2 protein-coding genes are annotated in these 1,338 nt (G+C 67.0%); both read left to right on the top strand.

What is annotated here, in order from left to right:
• On the top strand, positions 1-811 hold an 811-nt coding region (locus AC04L7_RS18830), incomplete at its 5' end, for a M20/M25/M40 family metallo-hydrolase (protein WP_475513722.1).
• Positions 808-1,338, top strand: a 531-nt coding sequence (locus AC04L7_RS18825) for an amino acid ABC transporter ATP-binding protein (protein WP_475513721.1), incomplete at its 3' end; no start/stop codon positions are given. The genes AC04L7_RS18830 and AC04L7_RS18825, both read left to right, overlap by 4 nt.

Below are 1,338 nucleotides of genomic sequence, written 5' to 3'. Positions count from 1 at the left end.
GCCGCTGGCCGGCACGGTCGAGTTGCACCTGACCTATGACGAAGAGACCGGCGGCATGACCGGACCCGGCTGGATTCTTTCGCAGGGCCTGAGCCGCCCCGACTACGTGATCTCCGCCGCTTTCTCGCACCACGTGGTCGTAGCGCACAACGGCTGCCTGCACCTGGAAGTGATCCTGCGCGGCAAGTCCGCGCACGCCGCGCGGCCCGACACGGGCACCGACGCGATCGAGGCTGCTGCGGCATTGCTGCCCGCGCTCTACCGCTACCGTGACCAGTTGGCCGAACGTCCCTCGCAAACCCCCGGCATCACGCATCCGACGATGGTGGTCGGCCTGATCCAGGGCGGCATCAACACCAACGTGGTCGCCGACACGCTGAGCCTGCGCATCGACCGCCGCATCGTGCCGGAAGAGACGCCCGAAGCGGTCGAGGCGGAACTGCGGCAGGTCATCGAAGGCGCCTGCGCCACGCTGCCGGTCATCGCCGTCGAGATCCGGCAGATCCTGCTGGCCCGCCCGTTCGCGCCCGCACCCGGTGCGGCTGAGTTTGCCGCCTTGATGTGCCGCGAGGCGAGCGCGGTCATGGGCAAGCCGGTGACGCCCATCGGCGTGCCGCTGTACACCGACGCGCGCCTCTACAGCGAAGCTGGCATCCCGACCGTGATGTACGGCGCGGGCCCCGAGTCGCTGCTCGAAGCCAACGGCCACCGCGCCGACGAACGGGTCCCCCTCGACGAGCTGCGCAAGGCGACCCTCGTCGTCGCCCACACGCTTTTGCATCTCATGGCCCTGCCAAAGGAAACCCGATGATCGACATCAACCAGGTGAGCAAGTGGTACGGCACGTTCCAGGTGCTGACCGATTGCACGACGCGCATCCGCAAAGGCGAGGTTGTCGTGGTCTGCGGGCCATCGGGTTCCGGCAAGTCCACCTTGATCAAATGCGTGAACGCGCTCGAACCCTTCCAGCAGGGCAGCATCACGGTCGACGGGGCCTCGGTGGGCGATCCGAAGATCGACCTCAACCGGCTGCGCTCGCGCGTGGGCATGGTGTTCCAGCACTTCGAGCTGTTTCCTCATCTCTCGATCGAGCAGAACCTCTCGATCGCGCAGGTCAAGGTGCTCAAGCGCTCGTCGAGCGAGGCGCGCACCCGCTCCATGGCACTGCTCGAGCGCGTCGGCATGAAAGCCCATTCGCACAAGTTTCCGTCGCAGCTTTCGGGCGGCCAGCAACAGCGCGTGGCCATCGCACGCGCGCTGGCGATGGACCCGATCGCCATGCTGTTCGACGAGCCCACCTCTGCCCTCGACCCCGAGATGGTCAACGAGGTGCTGGAC

Source organism: Pseudoxanthomonas sp. LjRoot204_2 (assembly GCF_056175765.1).
The sequence above is the reverse complement of the archived record's forward strand: the minus strand, read 5'-3'. Positions and strand labels throughout refer to the sequence as shown.